The 15,841-nt window shown below is 44.2% G+C and carries 14 protein-coding genes; 4 read left to right on the plus strand and 10 right to left on the minus strand.

Features of this window, described 5'->3' with window-relative positions; genetic code table 11:
• Positions 1-2 precede the first annotated feature (2 nt).
• Entirely contained in the window at positions 3-1,415 is a 1,413-nt protein-coding gene (fumC, locus tag M2470_RS11860) for a class II fumarate hydratase (protein WP_280745137.1), read from the minus strand.
• 136 nt (positions 1,416-1,551) lie between these two features.
• Here fumC and M2470_RS11865 point away from each other — a divergent pair, with 136 nt between their 5' ends.
• Positions 1,552-2,448 carry a hypothetical protein gene (locus M2470_RS11865; protein ID WP_280745136.1) on the plus strand — a complete coding sequence of 299 codons (897 nt, stop codon included), beginning with the start codon at positions 1,552-1,554 and terminating at the stop codon, positions 2,446-2,448.
• Positions 2,449-2,453: 5 nt separating this feature from the next.
• Here M2470_RS11865 and M2470_RS11870 read toward each other — a convergent pair whose 3' ends face one another.
• The 9 genes from M2470_RS11870 to M2470_RS11910 form a co-directional block, all read right to left on the minus strand.
• Positions 2,454-4,193, minus strand: a complete 1,740-nt coding sequence (locus tag M2470_RS11870; protein WP_280745135.1) for a TonB-dependent receptor — start codon at positions 4,191-4,193, stop codon at positions 2,454-2,456.
• 8 nt (positions 4,194-4,201) lie between these two features.
• Positions 4,202-7,204 carry a tetratricopeptide repeat protein gene (locus M2470_RS11875; protein WP_348524220.1) on the minus strand — a complete coding sequence of 1,001 codons (3,003 nt, stop codon included), beginning with the start codon at positions 7,202-7,204 and terminating at the stop codon, positions 4,202-4,204.
• Positions 7,205-7,448: 244 nt separating this feature from the next.
• Positions 7,449-7,763 carry a type II toxin-antitoxin system RelE/ParE family toxin gene (locus tag M2470_RS11880; protein ID WP_280745133.1) on the minus strand — a complete coding sequence of 105 codons (315 nt, stop codon included), beginning with the start codon at positions 7,761-7,763 and terminating at the stop codon, positions 7,449-7,451.
• The gene (locus M2470_RS11885; RefSeq protein WP_280745132.1) at positions 7,760-7,939 is read right to left on the minus strand and encodes a hypothetical protein; all 180 of its coding nucleotides are present in this window, start codon (positions 7,937-7,939) and stop codon (positions 7,760-7,762) included. The genes M2470_RS11880 and M2470_RS11885 overlap by 4 nt, the downstream gene beginning before the upstream one ends.
• A gap of 42 nt (positions 7,940-7,981) precedes the next feature.
• Positions 7,982-8,503 (minus strand): NUDIX domain-containing protein, encoded by a 522-nt coding sequence (locus M2470_RS11890; protein WP_280745131.1) that lies wholly within the window; start codon positions 8,501-8,503, stop codon positions 7,982-7,984.
• 87 nt (positions 8,504-8,590) lie between these two features.
• Positions 8,591-9,568, minus strand: coding sequence for an ROK family protein (locus M2470_RS11895; RefSeq protein ID WP_280745130.1), 978 nt, complete (start codon positions 9,566-9,568; stop codon positions 8,591-8,593).
• Between the two features lie 105 nt (positions 9,569-9,673).
• Complete coding sequence (locus M2470_RS11900; RefSeq protein WP_280745129.1) at positions 9,674-10,057, minus strand: VOC family protein; 384 nt, start codon at positions 10,055-10,057, stop codon at positions 9,674-9,676.
• Positions 10,058-10,071: 14 nt separating this feature from the next.
• Positions 10,072-10,794 (minus strand): MBL fold metallo-hydrolase, encoded by a 723-nt coding sequence (locus tag M2470_RS11905; RefSeq protein WP_280745128.1) that lies wholly within the window; start codon positions 10,792-10,794, stop codon positions 10,072-10,074.
• A gap of 11 nt (positions 10,795-10,805) precedes the next feature.
• Positions 10,806-12,038 carry an S-adenosylmethionine:tRNA ribosyltransferase-isomerase gene (locus tag M2470_RS11910; RefSeq protein ID WP_280745127.1) on the minus strand — a complete coding sequence of 411 codons (1,233 nt, stop codon included), beginning with the start codon at positions 12,036-12,038 and terminating at the stop codon, positions 10,806-10,808.
• 59 nt (positions 12,039-12,097) lie between these two features.
• Here M2470_RS11910 and M2470_RS11915 point away from each other — a divergent pair, with 59 nt between their 5' ends.
• Genes M2470_RS11915 through M2470_RS11925 form a run of 3 tightly spaced genes read left to right on the plus strand, consistent with a single transcriptional unit; the run spans position 12,098 to position 15,836 of the window.
• Positions 12,098-13,150, plus strand: coding sequence for a DUF2027 domain-containing protein (locus tag M2470_RS11915; RefSeq protein WP_280745126.1), 1,053 nt, complete (start codon positions 12,098-12,100; stop codon positions 13,148-13,150).
• Positions 13,151-13,158: 8 nt separating this feature from the next.
• Positions 13,159-13,638, plus strand: coding sequence for a CYTH domain-containing protein (locus M2470_RS11920; RefSeq protein ID WP_280745125.1), 480 nt, complete (start codon positions 13,159-13,161; stop codon positions 13,636-13,638).
• A 38-nt stretch (positions 13,639-13,676) separates the two neighbouring features.
• The gene (locus M2470_RS11925; RefSeq protein ID WP_280745124.1) at positions 13,677-15,836 is read left to right on the plus strand and encodes a S46 family peptidase; all 2,160 of its coding nucleotides are present in this window, start codon (positions 13,677-13,679) and stop codon (positions 15,834-15,836) included.
• Positions 15,837-15,841 lie beyond the last annotated feature (5 nt).

The following is a 15,841-nucleotide window of genomic DNA, read 5'->3' on the forward strand; positions in this document are numbered from 1 at the left end:
ATTTATCTTTTCCTACCGTTCAGCTTGCCAACCATTTTTGAAGGATCTACCCACTCGTCGAACTCTTCGGCAGTAACAAATCCTGTTTCAATGGCCGCTTGCCTCAAGGTCTTATTCTCTTTATACGCCCGGCTGGCAATGGCTGCCGCCTTGTAATAACCGATCCGGGTATTAAGAGCCGTAACAAGCATCAGCGAATGATCCAGGTGCTTACGGATATTCTCCCTGACAGGCTCAATGCCTGACGCGCAATGCTCGTTAAAACTATTACATCCCTCTCCTAATAAACGGGCACTATGCAAAAAATTGTATATAATCATCGGTTTAAATACATTTAATTCAAAATGCCCGGTGGCTCCGCCTACCGATACAGCCACGTCATTACCCATTACCTGGGCGGCAATTATTGTAAGTGCCTCGCACTGCGTAGGGTTCACCTTTCCCGGCATAATGGAAGAGCCGGGCTCATTCTCCGGGATATGTATTTCGCCGATACCGGAGCGTGGGCCTGAGCTGAGCATCCGTATGTCGTTGGCTATCTTCATCAGGCTAACAGCAATACCCTTCAACGCCCCATGCGTAGATACAATAGCATCATGGCTTGCCAGAGCTTCAAACTTATTCGGAGCTGTTACAAAGGGTAAACCGCTAAGCTCTGCAATTCTTTTTGCCACCTGCTTATCGTAATTATCCGGGGTATTGATTCCTGTTCCTACAGCCGTACCTCCCAAGGCCAGCTCTGCCAGGTGCTGAAGCGTATCTTGCAGAGACCGTATGCCATGCTCCAGTTGCGATACATAGCCGCTGAACTCCTGCCCCAGCGTAAGCGGAGTAGCATCCATAAAGTGCGTACGCCCTATCTTCACGATATCCATAAAGGCCAGACTCTTCTGGGCAAAGGTATTACGCAGCCGGATAACAGCCGGAATCGTCACTTCCGTCAGCATCTTATAGGCCGCAATGTGCATAGCCGTAGGGAATGTATCGTTAGACGACTGAGACTTGTTTACGTCATCATTGGGCGACAATACCTTCTCTTTGTCAGTCAGCTTTCCTCCTTGCAATACATGTGCCCTGTTGGCTATTACTTCATTCACATTCATATTGCTCTGTGTGCCGCTACCGGTCTGCCAAACCACCAGAGGGAACTCATCATCCAGCTTACCTTCCAGTATCTCGTCGCAAACTTTTACAATCAATCCACACTTCTCAGCCGATAACACACCTGCATCCATATTTGCCATAGCCGCAGCTTTCTTCAGGATTGCAAATGCCTGAATAATCTCTTTCGGCATCCGGTTGATATCACGGGCGATGTTAAAGTTCTTGATACTCCGCTGGGTTTGCGGTCCGTAGTAAGCATTCATGGGAAGCTTTACTTCTCCCATTGTATCTTTTTCAAATCTGTATTCCATAATGGCTCGTTTAAATATTAGCACTTATCAGTTACCTTTGTTCGTAACCCTCTCTATTATTTAAACCATCAGACTTACTAAAATGTTTATTATATAAAGGCATGTAAAAGGCCTGTAATTAATCCGACGAAAGACAATGATATCTACCTATTTAAAGAAAATATACCCTCTGTTTTTATCCCCAAAAAGTAAAAAGCAATTTGAAAAAATCATATTCTTTACAGCTATTATCGCGTTTATTATTCATTTTACGTTGATAGTACTGGCAGATCTCAATTATATCCAAAGCAGTAGCTATTCTAATAATGGCAAGGGGTTGAATCCTATTTCGTCTATTTATACGCCATTTTCAATTATACTCCTTTACGAAATCTACCTGCTGATCTACTATCTGCCTACATCCATTACCATTTACCTGGGTAAGCAGTATGAGATTATAGCACTGATATTGGTTCGCAAAATATTTGACGATCTGGCTAATCTGCCAATAGGCTCAAGCTATTTTGATTATGAAACAGTAGAGAAATTGTTACTCACATTTGGAGGATTAATCGCCTTATTCCTGCTGATATTCCTGTTCTACAAACTAAGCGGCAATAAGCCTGAACGAACAGATGAATACGAATGTAAAGATGAAAAGAGCCGGAAATTCGTAATCGCTAAAAAGATCATGTCACTTATCCTGCTATTACTCTTTGGTATCCTCTTTATCAGAAGCTTCAGCGAAATAAAAGACGCCGGTTCTTTAAGTATGGACAACATCATCCATCTGACGTATAAAATGAATAATACGTTTTTTGATACCTTTTTTACAGCCTTGATTATTACGGAAGTTTTACTGCTTCTGTTTACCTTTGAGTTGTCCGATCACTTCAACAAAGTAATACGCAATTCGGGCTTTATTGTTTCTACTATTTTGCTTAAACTATCCTTTAAGGCCGAAGGGCTACTGAACGTAGGTATTATCCTGGTAGCCGTAGCCTTCGGTGTAGCCATCCTTTCTGTTCACAAATTGTATGAGACCAAACTATAATAGCCTTAAAAATTAAGGTTAATACCTACCATTACATTAAAGCCCTGTAGCGGATAGCCATACAGTTTCTCGTATTTCTGGAACAACAGATTGTTTAGCTTTACATATGCCCCGAATGTATCGTTGAAATTGTAGGAACCGGTGAAATTCAACTCGTTTATGTTCTTCAGTTTCTCATTCTTCAATCCGCTTACGTATGTTTCGCGTCCGGTTGCCAGGTAATAATCCAGGTTCAGGGACAGGTCGTCTATCGGGCGAACCATGATTCCGGCGGTAAACTCCATTTCCGGGCGTCCGTAGGCTTTGTACTCAACCGGTGCATTCTTCTTCTCTTCGATATCCCAGTTGTTGTAAACGCCTTTCAGCATAATCTCAAATGTATTCTGATAGGCATACTTCATTTCCAGTCCTCCCTGCAAACGTTTGGAATTTAAGGAAAGAGCATCACTCACGTTAGCAAATCCCTGGGGAGGGAAATTAGGAATAAAGAAGTAGTCTTTGTCGGTAATTTTGTAGCCTCCGAACAAGTTAAACCAGAAGCCGGGAGCAACTCCGCTCTTCAGTCCTACTTTGGCATCCAGCCAGGTACGCGAAGCCATTACCCTGTTTTCGGGATTGATATACCTGTTTTCGCGGGATAGTTGGTATGCGCTGTTTGAACCGATATCTCCGTCTGCTACCAGGTATAGAACCGTTTTAGTACCTACGAGTACCTCAGCCGCTATATCGGGAGAAACAAAGAACTTGCTGCTGTCTCCGGTAATGAGCATTGCTTTCACTCCGAGTTTTACCTTCCAGCTATCACCTTCTACTGTATAGTAAGGATTCAACGTACCCTCAAAATAATTCTCAAATACCGGATTATCATAGGGCAGGCTGTAATTGAAATAATTGAACTTGGCTCCGATACCGATCCGCTGATTACCGCCAAAACCGCCACTCAGCCCCAGTTTACCTCCGATGCTATGCTCTGTGATACCGTCTCTGTCTTCGCTCAGACCATACTTGTATGAGAAGTTGGTATAATCCAGGTCTACCACATAGCCTACGGCTGCATCTTCGTCCGATTCAACTCCTCCGTTTATTTTGATCAGTTGGTTTACCTGGCTGGTTTCATCCAGCAAGGGATATTCACTTGACGGGAATACGGCATACGTTTGTGGAGTAGGCCCGGGAACCCCGTAATAATTGTATGAAGAATAGCCATATTTGGCGCCCAGCTTCAGAGCTGCACGATCAAACTGGTGGCGGAAATTAATTCCTCCCAGATTATCATTCAGTTTAGCCTTTACTTTTACGCTATCCCAGCTATCTTGCACGTACTTAAGGTTGCCGCTTGTAGAACGGTGGGAGAAAAATATATTCAACTGGTCTTTGTCGGTACTTAGTATGTGGTATCCGGCATCTGCATTGACGTTCAGATATGTACCGACACCCAGGTTCAGGTAGCCCCTTCTGTTGTTATATTTCATGTCTGTCATAACACTTCCGGAAGGGAGGATATCCAACTCTCTCTGCGGCTCGCCGGCAATGGTAAATGTAGAGTAATCAATGGGTATCTTGCTGATGACAGGTTCCTTGACAGCCGGAAGCGTATTCACCTTGTTGGCATCTTGTACAGACGGGTCGTATTCACGTTCGAGCGTCATTTCGCGGCTTACGTTATTCTCTTGGGAAGCCACAGAAGCTGAAAGAGTCAACAGTACCAGTAAAGAAAATGCTTTTATATTATATATCGTTTTCATCGTCCTCTTTATTTCTTAAGTTTAGCCAATCTGTTTTCTATCATACCGGCAATGTCATCATTCGCCTTATAGTTGTTCTGCAAACTGGTAAGGTACTGACGTGCCTGGAAATCATCTCCCTGACGGATGTATACATCAGCCAGTACAATAAAACCACGAGCTAACCAATATTGGTGCGGAGTTCCGTTCTCTATGAAGTTCATCAACAGATCTTCCGCTTTTTTATCTTCGTTGGTATCGTAATACAACTGGGCCAGCAGGTATTTCGCCTCTGCCCCGTGCGCCGTGCGGGTATCTTTGCTTACTTCCAGCAAATCAGCCAAGGCTTTACTTTCCTGATTCAAGCTGATATAGGCTTTGGCACGCACATACTGGGCTTCCGCTTTCACTTCCGGAGATAGTTTGCTTTCTTTCAGCAAATCGTTTGCTCCGATCAGGGCATCCTGCCATTGGTTCGTATATTGTGCGCAACGCATCACTCCCAGCTTGGCGGCTTCCCGGTTTTCAGGCGATTCCGCAACAAGCTGCAAGCGCTTGAAGCTCTCTAAGGCTGCTGTATAATCTTTTTCCAGATATTCTATCTCTGCTTTACGCGCCCAGGCATCTTCCCTGAATTTCGTATCGCCGCTTTGTGTTACAGCTGTGAACAAGCGTTTGGCCTCTTTATAGTCTTTTTTATTGAAAGCGATACTTGCCAGATAGTAATTCGCGTTAGAGCTGAAAGCTCCCAGCGGGAAGTTTTGCAGATAGGTAGTCAGGCTGCGACGGGCACCATCATAATCGCCCCGCATGAATAGCCTTTCGGCTGCAATATAGGTGAGTGAATCCTGCTCGGATATCTCTATCTTTACGCTACCATCCAATGAATTGACATAGCGGGCATAGGTATTGATATCATTCAGGTCGATATATACAGACTTCAGGTCTTGCAAAGCCACACGCGCCTCTTCACTATTGGGATAAGCGCTGATTACTTTCTTATAGGCTTCGGCAGCTTTTTGCGGTTGGTTGTCATTGTAATATAACAAGCCCAATTGTACGCTGGCTTTGCGAGCCAGGCTGTTCTGCGGGAAACGCTGCATCAGTGATTCAAAAGCAGTAACAGCCGAACGACTATTTTCTAACAAGACGTAAGAGCGTCCCTTTTCAAAAAGTGCATCAGGAACATAGCGCGAATCCGGATAATCATTGATCAGCTTATCCATCGCGTTAATCTTGCCTGTGTAATTCTTTTGAAGGCCTAAGACATATCCTTTCTGGAAGACGGCATAATCACCGGCCGAGGGTAATACGGCGGCGGCCCGGTTGTAACTTTCTTCGGCCTGTGCAAACTGGCGATTATGGAACTGGCAATCGCCGATACGGTTGTAAGCATCTGCGTACGACTCGGAACGCTGGTTTGTTTCCTGACTTACATACTGCCGGAAATTCGTGAGTGCGTCATTGTACTGCTGCTGTTTAAAATAACTGTATCCCAAGTTATAATACGCCAATGCATACATATCTGTATTCCGCTGGCGGGTATTATTCAGGTAGGTGCGATAATCAGTGATTGCCTTGGTATAGGCTCCCTGCCGGTAGTAAGATTCACCTCTCCAGAAGTAAGCATTATTACGCGACTCGGTATTGTAGGCGCCCATATCAATGGAGCGGGTAAACAGGCTTACGGCCTCATCCAGCTTTACATTCGTGAAGGCTTGTGTGCCTAACTGGAAAAGAATATCCTGCTTTGCCTCCAGTATCTTGGTACTGGGACGTTTGATTTTTTCAATGGAAGTAAGCGCCGATTGGTAGTTCTTGGTGGTAAGATACACCTCTACCAGATAATCATTCACCTTGTCTGCATATTGTGAATCAGGGAACTCATTCAGGAAGTTCTCAAACACAGTAACCGATTCTCCAAAACCAGTAAAAGCTGTTTCGTGTACCAAAAGCGCATAGTTGTATGTAGCAGCCTCTTTCACCTGTTTGTCAAAAGAAGAAGTGGCAGCCGCTTCAAAAGCCATACGGGCATTATTTTTGTCGTTCCTTTTCAGATAACTTTGCCCCAGGTACAGGTAAGCATTCTGAGTCAACGCATCTTCTGTGGTAACTGTCTGCCCCAGGTACTTGATGGCATTCGGATAATTGCCCTCGTTATAGTAGCACACACCCAATATATACAAATCGCCGCGCAACGGCTTATCTGTCGAGGCAACATACTTGTCCAGTTGGGCAATAGCTTTCTTCTGATCGCCCAGACGATAATAAGAGTTACCTATCACACGGTACAATTCGGAATTGTTTTCGCTGTTCGGATAATTAGTCAGTAATTCTTCCCCCTCTTTAATGGCGCGGTCGTAGCGGCCTTGCACAAAATAAATTTGTGTAATAAAGTACTGAGATTGCTCCCGGTAAGCGGGAACTTCTTTCAGGCGGCTGAATTCTACCAATGCCTCATTATATTGTTTGGTGGCATAATCAATATACGCTACATAGTAAGAGGCTGGCTCCCGATAGGTGGTTCCTATTTGCTTGATACGCATAAAATAGCCCCGGGCTTTCTCCATATCCCCTGTCTGCAACAGCGAATATGCCAGGCGATAGCTGTAAGCTTCCTGTTGCTCGGAACTCAGCATATCTATATTGGCATCATTGAAAAAGAAGATTGCCTTTTCATATTCGCCCCGCCCGAAGTGAGCCGAGCCGATCAGGAAGTTTACCTCGTCGGTATGGCGTGAATCAGGATATGTATTCAGATATTCTTTTAATAATTCGGCTGAATTGGCACGTCCCTGCTCAAAAGCAGCATACGCCAATAAGAAATCGGTTTCCTGTATCAGGGTGGCGTCTGTAGCTACCTGCTGTTTATAGGCTTGTAGTTTGTCAATACATCCCGGATAGTTTTTTAGATAGAACAGTTCTTTCCCCTCTGTAAACAGACGACTGGATACATCAAACTGATACGACCGTTGCCCATGAGCACAAAATATAAAAATTGTCAGGCACAACGGGATTAGTACTTTTTTCATCATTCCTTCGCTTAATATAAGGTCTATAATTATTATAACGTATCTCAACTATTTATTGTTGCATGATTTAGAGCAAAACTCCTGCAAAGATATTGAAACGACGGAAACTACAGCTAAAGAAACAGGCAAAAAGACTTAATCGCCTTCACTTTCAATACGAATAGCTCGCCTGTAAATAAAAATAGCTAACGTCCCGGAAAAAATTCCTCGTTAGCTATATTTTTTTGCTCGTTAGCTAAAAAGCTTACTCTATTTCCGCTTCAAGACTGAATGGATCCTGACGACAATCGAAGAACGTTAATATTACAATCGCATCCTGATCATCATTTATACAGTAGACAATCCTGTAATGTCCTTCCGGGAAGGAACGAATAATATATCTTGATTGATAAAATAAATCTTCTTTGCGCCCCATGCATGGATTTGCTGCCAATAATAATAAGTCTTCTTTTATTATTTCTGCGAATCGATCCGTCACATTTCTTCCAAATTCCTGTAAGCAATAGTTAAGTATCTCGGTCAGTTTCAGTTTGGCATTGTTCGTAAATTTCACTATCATTTATATTGCTCAAGCAGGCTTTTTATTTCTTCATAGTTGATTAATTCCCCCCTCTCCATTTCTCCTATAGCTTCTATAATGTCTTTTTGAAGTTCTTCTTTTGATGAAAATACAGCCGGAGCAGAAAGCGGACCTGTTGCTTGATACTTTTTTCTATCCACAGTTAAGTTTGTCATAATATCTCTGTTTTGTTATACATTTTACAAATATATAAATTATTATTTACCCAAATATCTTTCGATGGCTTTTTTGATGGATTGTAGTCCGAAGTCTTCGGGATTGAGTTTGCTTGGGGGGAGGATAATGATGCTTGCGGCATCGTCATTGGCTTTGGCGTTGTCGAAACTGTCGGTATAGCATTCAAAGAAAAGGTCTAATGTATGAACATTAAAGCCCATGTATGGGTATACATTGGGGATGGAAAAGAGATATCGGCAGCTGCTTATGGTGAGTCCGGTTTCTTCTTGTATTTCCCGGCGGGCAACTTCTTCGGCCGACTCATACATATCGGCAAAGCCTCCGGGCAGGTCTAATGTGTCTTTAGCCGGATCCTTAGCACGCCGGACAAGCAATAATTCTCCTTTTGCATTCTTGATAAAACAGGCCACTGAGGCGGAAGGGTTAAAATAATAGGTAAAACCGCAAACAGTACACTGCTTAGCCTTCTCATTCCGCGCCTCAAAAGCCTTAGCTCCACAAGCCGGACAATAAACAAACTGATGCAAAGGATGGAGAGTCATACTTCGTATGAAATTGAAAATGAAAAATTGAAAATTGAAAATGGGTTCTTATTCATTTTCAACTTTCAATTTTCAACTGTCAATTATTTAAATTGTAGTGCTTGGTTCTTTTACTTCCCAACCTAATGCGCTGGCGCCTAATACGGCTGCGTCGCTTTCTTTTAGTTGTGAGAATAAAAGTTTTGTTTTTCCTTCAAACACTTTCAGCACATTTTGCTCTAATGATTCCTTGATCGGTTTCATGATCAGGTCGCCGGCTTTTGTCAGCCCTCCGAACAAGATAATGGCTTCCGGGCTGGAAAATGCGATAAAGTCAGCAAATGCTTCACCCAGCATGTTTCCGGTAAACTGGAAGATCTCGAGTGCGATTTTATCATTCTTCATCGCTGCATCATATACGTCTTTTGACGTAATTTCTGCAGGATCCAAATCGCGCAATACACTCTCGTCTTTGCGGCTTTCCAGGTATTCGCGCGCTGTGCGGGCTACTCCTGTTGCAGAAGTGTACGCTTCCAGACAGCCTTCGCGTCCGCATCCGCACATCCGTCCGTGGCGACGTGTGATAACGTGTCCAAGCTCTCCGGCAAATCCGTCGTGTCCGTATACTAAGTTTCCACCAATTACGATACCGCTACCAACACCTGTTCCCAGTGTGATAACAATAAAATCTTTCATACCACGAGCTGCTCCGTAAGTCATCTCACCGATAGCTGCGGCATTAGCGTCATTTGTTAAAGTAACAGGGATACCGTTTAGTCTCTCACTGATTAATTGTGCCAAAGGTATTTTACCTTTCCAGGGAAGATTCGGGGCAAATTCAATGCAACCGTTGAAATAGTTACCGTTAGGCGCACCTACACCGATACCTTTAATCTTATCGCTGCCGCCTGCCTGTTCTATTACAGTTCCCAGGGCTTTGCCCAATTCTTCTACATAATCGTTTATATCCGAATGTTTACCGGTTTTAATCGATCCACTATACAAGATTGACCCTCTTGCATCTACTACGCCGAATACGGTATTGGTACCACCTATATCAATACCTACTACATAAGGCTTCTCCATGATTCTATATTTAGGATTAATAATGAATTTTCAATCGGGAAGCAAATATAGCAGGAATCTGATAAGATGCAATGGAATGAAACATCTTTTTGGTACCAATTTGCGTTATTTATGTACTACGGGAAGTATCTCTATCCAGTAATCGTCCGGGTCGTTTATGAAGTAAAGCCCCATGGAGGTATTCTCGTAACAAACGCAATTCATCTCTTTATGAAACTTACGGACTTCCTCGTAATCACCTCCTACACGAAAGCAAAGGTGACTTTCATTCTCACCCAGTTCGTATGGCTCTTTGTGGTCTCTCAGCCAGGTTAGCTCCAGCAGAAAACCGGTCTGTTCGTCGGTCAGATACACCAGGATAAATGAACCGTCGGCTGCTTCTTTCCGATGATGCTCTTTCAAGCCCAAGGCTTTAGCATAGAAGGCAATACTCTTTTCCAGATCAAGTACATTAATATTGAAATGATCAAATCTTCCTTTAATCTCCATGTCTGTTATTTTAGTTATAATTCAAATGTTTGTCCTTTACTACTCAATGGCAAAAGGCGGCAATGCTGCGCTTCGGCATATGCCTTGAAAGCAGCCACTTTATCGTATGCTTCGGCAAAGTGCATGGGAGCAAATAACGAAGTCCGGATAGCCGATACAAATTGTTCGGCACCCCGCATATAGCCTCTCCCCAGGCGCGGATCAACAGGAAACATCGCCAGATTCAAAGCATTGGTTTCTTTTGCCAGTAGCCCCAGTTCGTATAAATACGCCTTTTCTGCTTCTTCAACTTCCGCATTGGTGGAGTAGTCCATCCAGTGCCAGTTATTCAGGTCGCCGGCATGGAAGATTTGCTTTCCCTCTGTCTGCAGCAAGAAAGATACACCCACATCCGTAGAGCCATAAGCCTTTACATGAATATTCCCGTCTTCGTAAACATCCCCTTTCTTGAGGTACAAAGCGTCTTTCATCTTCGCCTTACCCTCATGCAGGATATCCGAAGAAAAGATATATACAATATCCTCTTTCTCTTTCTTCCATTTCAGCACATCCGGGTTGAAATGATCCGGGTGCATATGCGATGCCAGTACATAAAGCCTTTGCTTCTTTTTGAGTAACTCGTCATGCACATACCCTTCCAGAGGCGATTTGCCTGAGTCTTTATAATAATCAAAAATGATGGCAAAAGCGTCTGTTTCCAACACGTAGCAACTATGATAGATATATGTCAGTTTCATATTTCTCTTATTTAATTGTCAGACGATAACAGCAGGGAACTATCTCCGTAGCTTAGAAAGCGAAATTCATGCGAGAGCGCATAATCGTAAATCAACTTCCACTTACCCTTTACAAAGGCCGAAACCAATAACAATAAGGTACTATTGGGCTGGTGGAAGTTGGTAATAATTCCTTTGACTATTTTAAATTCATATCCGGGAGCAATCATGATTTGCGTGGCAGTGATCAGCTTATCCAGCTTATGCTTATCCAGGTACATCAAGACGTTTTGCAGCGCCTCTTCTACAGGAAGGCGGTTGTTAGACTCCTCGTACGGCATCCATTGGTTCACCACCAGTTCTTCGGTAGTAGCTTCGGGATTGGCCGACAGCATTACACCTATATAATATAGGCTTTCCAGCGTACGAACAGAGGTAGTACCTACTGCTATAATACTACTTGCCTTTTTCTGTATATGTTCTATTGTAGAGCGGTTCACGGATATAAACTCTGTGTGCATCTCGTGTCCCTCGATGGTTTCGCTCTTAACGGGTTTAAAAGTTCCGGCTCCTACATGTAGGGTGAGTTCTTCCCGGCTGAAGCCGCGTGCATCCAACTCTGCCAACACTTCCGGCGTAAAATGCAAACCGGCTGTAGGAGCTGCTACCGAGCCTTTAATTTTAGAATAAACCGTCTGATAGGTTTGCAGGTCGCTCGCTTCCGTTTCCCTATGCAAATAAGGAGGAATGGGTAGGATACCGACCGCATCCAGTAAGTCGGCAAACAAAATATCCGGATGATCCCAGCTGAATTCTATCAAGTGGGTCTCGCCAAACGATTGTTTTTTCTCGGCTTTCAGGCGAACAGTAGTATCATTAAGCTGGATACTTCTGCACAAAGTTCCTTCTTTCCACTTTTTCAGATTGCCTACCATGCAGAGCCAGGTACACCGCTCCTTTTGCTGAAAAACCAACGCATAATCATGCGGTTCTACCGGTTCAAGGCAGAATATCTCTATACTTGCTCCGGTTTCCTTACGAAAAAGCAGGCGGGCCTGAATAACGCGGGTATTGTTGAACACAAGCAGGGAGTCTTTCGGAAGATACTCGCTAATATTCCTGAATATGCTTTCGCTTACTTCGCCGTTTCTGTATAGCAGCAGCTTGGATTCGTCTCTTTGGGGCAGGGGAAACTTCGCTATCCGTTCGTCAGGCAACGGATAATCGTACTCCTCCATTCGTATCTGTTGAGTTTTTGCAATCATTCCTTTAAAATCTGCTCAAAATTAGTGAACTTTGTCGGGATAACAACGTGTAAGAAGATATGAATATAAAAATAGGAGATAAAGTTCGCTTCCTGAACAGTGTGGGAGGCGGTGTTGTGCGCAGTTTTAAGGGTAAAGACCAGGTAATGGTGGAAGGGGATGACGGATTTGAAATCCCGGCACTCCTCAGAGAGTTGGTCGTTGTAGAACATCTGGACTCGCAGAAGCATACTGCCAAACCTAAAGAGCAGGCTCCGGTAGTTGCAGCCCCTCAGCCGAAAGCAGAAAAGGAAGAAGAATTCATACCCGAAGAGACAGCTGAAGGAGAACGACTGAATGTGTTTCTGGCCTATCTTCCGCTCGAACCCAAAGCCATGCAGCAAAGCGGCTATGAGAGTTATTTTGTAAACGAAAGCAACTACTATTTGTTCTTTAACTACATGAGCAGGCAGCATAACAGCTGGATAAGCCGCTATAACGGAGTAATTGAGCCGAACACCAAGATATTTATGGAAGAATTCGGGAAAGAAGACCTGAATAGCCTGGAGCGGGTCTGCGTGCAGCTTATTGCTTTCAAGAAAGACAAGCCTTACTCGTTAAAGAATGCCGTATCAGTAGAACTTCGTATTGACACAGTTAAGTTCTATAAGATCCATTGCTTTATGGAGAACGACTTCTTTGAAGAAGATGCCTTGATATTCCCGGTAGTCAGAGGTGACTTACCTGAAAGGGAGTTACTTGTTTCTGCTGCGGAACTTCAGGAGGCCATGCAAGAGAAAATCCGTATTGAGAGCCCGGCTCACAAACCCGCCAGGAAAAGAATAAATGCTCCTATACTGGAAGTAGATCTGCATATCAACCAACTGCTTGATAATACCAACGGGCTGAGCAATGCCGATATGCTGGAATATCAGCTAAACAAGTTTCATGAAGTATTAGCTCAGTATGCCAATAAAAAGGGGCAGAAAATCGTTTTTATTCATGGCAAAGGGGATGGTATTCTGCGTAGTTCTATCGAAAAGGAGCTGAAATCAAAGTACAAAAACTATTCATACCAGGATGCCTCTTTCAAGGAGTACGGATTCGGTGCCACAATGGTTACCATTAAATAAAAGAGAAAATGGCGATTGAAACAGAACGGAAATTTACTGTTATCGGCGATTTTTCCAAACAGGCAACAAGCGCGAAGCGGATTACACAGGGGTATATCTGTGCCGATCAGGGGCGTACCGTTCGGGTACGCATAAGCGGAGACGATGCCTTTCTGACCATCAAAGGCCCTTCGGATGAGAAATTCTGGAGCCGCTATGAGTTTGAACAGCAAATACCCTTGGCCGACGGAGAAGAACTGATGAAACTATGTGTTTCAGGCATCATCGACAAGGTACGTCACTATGTGCCGGTAGGAAATCACACATGGGAAGTAGATGTCTTTCATGGTGAAAACGAAGGGCTCGTGATCGCGGAAATCGAACTTACATCTGAGGATGAAACCTTTGAAATGCCGGACTGGGCAGGCAAAGAAGTATCCCTGGACAGACGCTATTACAACTCCATGCTTTCAAGAACGCCATACAGCCAATGGAAAGATCAGTTATGACACAAACAACAAAACAAATCTATATAAATAGCAATACCATGAAGAAATATGTTTTATGGGTAATGGCTACAATCTTGTCATTGCCACTTAGTGCCGACGAAGGGATGTGGATACTTCCCCTTCTCAAACAACAAAAGTTTGCCGACATGCAGGCCTTGGGTTTAAAACTACAGGATTATGACATTTACAATCCGGACGCAGCCTCTCTTAAAGATGCTGTGGTTATTTTCGGAGGAGGATGTACCGGAGAGATCGTATCTCCGGAAGGCCTGTTGCTGACCAACCATCATTGCGGATATGGTCAGATACAGCAGCACAGCTCCTTAGAGCATGATTACCTGACGGATGGCTTCTGGGCAATGTCGCGCGAGCAGGAACTTCCCAATCCGGGATTAAAGGTAACCTTTATCGACAAAATTGAAGATGTAACGGATTATGTGAAAGCCGAGTTGGCAAAAGAGGATGACCCGAACAGCATGAACTTCCTCTCCCCCAGGTTCCTGAATAACCTGGCTAAAGAGAAGGTGGGCGAATCTTTCCTGCAAAACAATCCGGGCACGGAAGTCGAAATCCGGGCCTTCTATGGCGGAAACCAATATTACATGTTCACTAAAAAAATCTATTCGGACGTACGTTTGGTAGGCGCTCCCCCCTCTTCTATCGGAAAGTTCGGAGCAGATACCGACAACTGGATGTGGCCGCGCCATACCGGAGACTTTTCTGTTTTCCGTGTATATGCAGATGCAAACGGTAATCCGGCAGAATATTCGGAGAGCAATGTACCACTTCGCCCCAAGCGCTGGTTCCCGATCTCTCTCAAGGGAGTAGCGGAAGATGACTTCGCCATGATGATAGGATTCCCCGGACGTACCAACAAATATTACACTTCCTGGGAAGTAGCTGAGCGACGGGACATAGACAATGCCGTGCGGATTAATGTCCGGAACTTACGTCAGGAGGTTATGCTGGAAGAAATGCTGAAAGACCCTGCCGTGCGTATACAGTACTCAAGCAAGTATGCCGGCTCTACCAACGCATACAAAAATGCTATCGGGACAAACTGGGCAATAAACAAACGCAACTTCGAGACAGTAAAGAAGAATGAGCAAGACAAACTACTCGAATGGGCTGCCAACAAGAACTTACCGGAATACAAAGAGGCCTTGCTCTTGCTGGAAAGTATCGTGGCAGATCGGAAAGACCTGCGCTTCCGCAACTGGATGCTGGACGAAGCCCTGGCTCGCGGCATTGAGTTTGCAAGGGTTCCTACGGATATCGAAGCCGTCATAGACGCTCTGGGAGGAAAAGACAAAGCAGAACAGCAGAACCAGATCCGTTTGCTGGAGTTGGCATACCATCGCTTTGCAAACAAAGATTATGCCCCCGAAGTGGACAAAAAGATCGCCAAGGTAATGCTGAAAGAATATCGCCGTCTGATCCCGGAGAAATCCCAACCTGCCGCCTTTGCTGTTATAGACAAGAAATTCAAAGGGGATGTAGACCGCTATGTAGATTACCTTTTCGAAAAATCCATTTATGGAAGCGATGCCAACTTCAGCAAGTTTGCACAACGTCCTTCCGTTAAAGCGCTGAAAGAAGACCCGATGATCCTTTTTGCCACATCTATTCAGGACGAAAAAAAGAACCTGACACAAGCTTTAATGGAGTTTGAAGCTGATTATTCCCTGGCGCACCGCGACTACGTGAAAGGTTTGCTGGCGATGTATGGCGACAAGGCCAATTTCCCCGACGCCAACTCAACCTTGCGTCTAACCTACGGACAAATCAAAGGATACAGTCCACGAGACGCTGATTATTATCAGTGCCAAACTACTCTGGAGGGTGTAATGGAAAAGGAAGATCCCGACAACTGGGAGTTCGTTGTCCCCGATAAATTAAAGGAATTATACAACACAAAAGACTTCGGACGATACCAAATGCCCAATGGTAAGATGCCTGTAGCTTTCGCCGCCAACACACACAGCACAGGTGGCAACTCCGGAAGCCCGGTATTAAACAATCAGGGAGAATTGATCGGGATAAACTTCGATCGTAACTGGGAAGGCGTAGGTGGAGATATCCAATATCTACCCGACTATCAGCGAAGCATTATTGTAGATATCCGCTATGTTTTATTTGTTATTGACAAATATGCCGGAGCCGGCTATTTGTTGAACGAGATGGAACTAAAAGAATAAAAAGA

The organism is Parabacteroides sp. PH5-46, from assembly GCF_029892785.1.
In the GTDB taxonomy this organism is placed as follows: domain Bacteria; phylum Bacteroidota; class Bacteroidia; order Bacteroidales; family Tannerellaceae; genus DFXE01.